The sequence below is a fragment of the Nakamurella sp. genome (assembly GCF_048594475.1).
Classification (GTDB): domain Bacteria; phylum Actinomycetota; class Actinomycetes; order Mycobacteriales; family Nakamurellaceae; genus Nakamurella.
Window position 1 is genome coordinate 1 of record NZ_JBMDXT010000051.1, and the last position, 3,432, is coordinate 3,432.

Here is a 3,432-nt window from a genome sequence, read left to right on the forward strand (position 1 = left end):
GGCCCCGACCGCGCCGGGGAGGTCGACCATGAACGGCGCCGCGGCCGCGACGGGCGGCGCCGTGCTGGTGGCGATGTCCGTCGCGATGCCCAGGGCCCACCCGGACAGCCAGCCCCAGCCCTGGATCGTGGTCCCGCCGACCGCGCTCGCGTCCGCCGGCAGGATGATCGCCCGGGCCCGGTGGAAGTCGGCGACGATCGGCGCCGGGACCGCCCGCTCCAGCAGCCGGCTGTTGCCCGCGACGGCGTCGATCGCCAGCGCCGCGTCGGCGTGCCGGCCGACCCGGCAGGCCAGGAACGACACGGCCCACGCGGCCGCCACCTCGGCCACCCGGTCGTCGCACCGGCGGGCCTGCGTGATCGCCTCGATCAGATGGCCGGCCGCCGCCACCGGCCGGTCGAGCTCGATCATGGCCAGGCCGAGCAGGTTGCGGGCCAGGGCCAGGCCGGAGGCGTCCCCGGTCGCGCGCAGCCCCTCCAGGTTCGCCGTGAGCAGCCGGTCGGCGCCGGTCCAGTCGCGGGCCGCCAGCAGGCTCAGCGCGGTCAGGTTCGCGGCCCGGGCGGCGAGCCGGACGAGCCCGCGGTCGGCCGCGGCGACCTGGGCCATCCGCGACCACTGCAGCGCCAGCCGGTCCTCGGTGCAGCGCACGACCAGCCACCGGAGCAGGGCCCGGCGCATCAGGAACATGCAGGTCCAGTAGGAGTCGCCGTGCTCCTGGGCGGCGCCGAGCGCGTCGGCGATCAGCAGCCCGCACTCCTCGTACTCGCCGGCCAGCAGCAGGCCGAGGACCAGGTGATCGGTCCAGCTCAACCAGGTCGTGGGCCGGTGCCGGTCGATGGCCGCGGGCCGGGCCGCCCGGATGGCCGGTAGGCGCCCCGGGTCGCCGGTCGCCACCGCCAGCCGGGCCCACCAGCCGAGCGCCAGCCGGCGGGTGCGCTCGGACGCGGGGTCGGGGAGCGGATCCCGGCTTCCCGACGGCCCGTCGGGCTCGCCGTCGGCGACCGCGTCGAGGAACGTCCGCAGCCAGCCGATGCCCTCGGTCGGTGACCCGCGCCGGACCCAGTACTCCCCGAGACCCAGGCACAGGGCCAGTCCGCGGGTGGCGTCGCCGTCGGCGGCGCAGGCGACCAGCGACTGCCGGATCGCCGGCAGCTCGACCTCGACCCGGTCCAGCCACGGCTCCTCCTCGACCGAGGGGATGCCGTGCTCGGCCCGGCCGAGCAGCTCCAGGCACCACCGGGTGAGCCGGGCCTGGACCCACGGGCCCTCGCCGGCGGCCCCCAGCAGCTCGGCGGCGAAGGCGCGGGCCACGTCGGACATGGCAAACCGGACGGGGGTGGGATCGGCCGGCGAGGTCACCGGCTCCAGCAGGTGCAGCTCGACCATCTCGGCGATGCCGTCGAGCACCATCTCGCTCTCCTCGCCCGGGTCGGCAGGGCCGCCGGCGTCCGGGACTCCGGCCGGGACCGGGCCGCCGTCGGCGGCGATCGCCTCGGCGGCGTCCAGGCTGAACGAGCCGGGCAGCACGCCCAGCCGGCGGAACAGCACCTGATGGGCCGGGGCGAGCAGCTGATGGCTCCAGGACAGGGTGGCCCGCATCGAGAGCTGGCGGGTGGGCAGGTCGGCCGGCCCCTTGGCCAGCAGGGTGAGCAGCCGCCGGTGGTTCGACGAGTGCATCTGCGCGAGCAGGGCGGTGGGCGACATCATCCGGGTCCGGGCGGCGGCGAGCTCGATCGCCAGCGGGACGCCGTCCAGGGCCCGGCACAGGCTCGCGATCGCCGGCAGCTGCGTCTGCAGGCCCTGTGGATCGGCGCCGACGGCGATCGACCGGGCCAGGAACAGCTCGACGGCCGGCCCGTCCGCGGTGGTCGGCAGCCCGCTCAGGTGCAGCACCCGCTCGTGGCGCAGGCCGAGCCGGCTGCGGCTGGTCACCAGGATCGTCAGGTGCTCCACCGTGCCGCGGATCTCGGCGATCAGATCGCTGATCTGGCCGACCTGCTCCACCGAGTCCAGGACGAGCAGCCGGGGTCCGGCGTCCGGGGTGGCCGGGACGGCGTCGCGCAGCGCCCCGGTGGCCGCGTCGAAGCGGCTGACCAGCAGCGGTCCGCACTCCCGCCGGATGGCCAGCGTGGCGCCCGTCCGGTCGAGATCGGCCAGCGGGACGAAGTGCACCGGCCGGGACTCGCGCCGGGCCACCTCGAGCACCAGCCGGGTCTTGCCCACGCCGCCCTCGCCGGTCACCGTCACCAGGCCGGGAGCCGCCACCATCGCCGTCAGTCGGCCGATCTCGGACTCCCGCCCGATCGGCGCGGCGTCGTCGGCGCGAGCGGGTTCGGCGCGCCCGGAGGCGGGCGGGAACGGGCCGGTGGCCGGTGGCCGGCCCGGGCTCGGCGGGAGCGCGGGCGACCCGGCCGGGGGTGCGGACGGGGGTGCGGACGGGGGTGCGGAGGTGTCCGGAATCGGGCACGCGTCGAGGCTCATCGGTGGGTCGCCGTCCTGATGAATTCGAGATCGAAGTCACTCTTGCCCCGACCGGTCGCAGATTACGAGGCGAATGTCGACAACACAACAAATGAGTGAGCATCGACAGCCCAATGAGGCGGCCATCCGGGCGACCGGGTGGCCGGAGCGTCCCGCGGATGGGGACTGACGGTCACCTGATCGGGGCAGGATGCCGGTCCGGAGCACAATCAGCGACGCCGTCCGCCCGTCGTCGGGGACCGTGGGTGACCGGGTCGGGCCCCGTCGTCCCCGAGCGCGTGATCATCGCCGCCGGCCCGCCGCGCGCACCGCTCTCGGTGGCTCCGGCGGGCCGAGGGCGCGGACGGCCGAATCCGTCGGGATGCTTGACGGATGTCGCTCCGCGGGCCACGCTAGTAACCGACGTCGGCCATATAGCGGGTCGCGTCCTTCGGACTTCACCGTCCACCGGCTCGTAGGTTCGGCGCCCGTCCCGGGCGTTCCTCGTCGGTGTGGGGTCGACTCCGGAGGAGACGTCTGGACAGGCGTGCCCTCCGGTGGTAAGCTACTTGTTTGCGCTGCCCTCTTTGTGCTGCCCGGATTCGTCCGGGGTGCCGCCGGTGTGTTGTCCAGACCGGTCGTACCCCCTCTGACCTGGGCCGATACCGAGAGGCCAGCGACGCACCGACCGTCCACGACCCCCAGCTCTCGATCCGCTCCACCCCTTGGTTCCGGCCGCTCGGCGAACGGCCCGGGACCGAACCAGCACCGGCCCAGCACGACCACCAGCACGAACACCAGCACTGAACACCAGCACCGCCCCAGCACCACGCAGTACAGATGTCCAGGCAGTGTCTGTCCTCGAAAGGACGAATCTTGGCAGTCACCAGCACGTCCAGGTCCACCGCAGGCAGCCTCAACCGGGTTTCCTTCGCCAAGCTCCGCGAACCGCTCGAAGTACCGAACCTCCTC

Annotated in this window: 1 protein-coding gene; it reads right to left on the reverse strand. The window is 74.6% G+C overall.

Translation table 11 applies throughout. The features are described from left to right. Positions 1 to 2,481 (reverse strand): ATP-binding protein (locus ACOJUF_RS02645; RefSeq protein ID WP_420120315.1); only part of this gene is annotated, 2,481 nt, incomplete at its 3' end. Positions 2,482 to 3,432 lie beyond the last annotated feature (951 nt).